Annotated in this window: 1 pseudogene; it reads left to right on the forward strand. The window is 53.6% G+C overall.

The annotated features are described in order from the left end of the window. Nucleotides 1-235 (forward strand): annotated as a pseudogene (locus KKC1_RS16365) (DDE transposase); the annotation flags it as partial.

The raw sequence follows: 235 nt of genomic DNA on the forward strand, positions 1-235 counted from the left end.
CTGAGGGAGATTTGCGGATTTGACCCGTGGTTGGGGGAACGGGCGGTTCCGCCGTCTCACGTATACAGCCGTTTCTGCCGGAAACTTATGGAACACATTGACGAAGTGGAAAAAATATTTACCCGTCTGGTGGACGAAATAAGCAAGCTGTTACCGGATTTCGGGCGGATCCTGGCCGTGGACAGCAAAGCCATTAACAGTCTGAGCCGAGGCAAGAAGCAGGAAGGAGCGTCAC

It is taken from the genome of Calderihabitans maritimus (assembly GCF_002207765.1).
In the GTDB taxonomy this organism is placed as follows: Bacteria; Bacillota; KKC1; order Calderihabitantales; family Calderihabitantaceae; genus Calderihabitans; species Calderihabitans maritimus.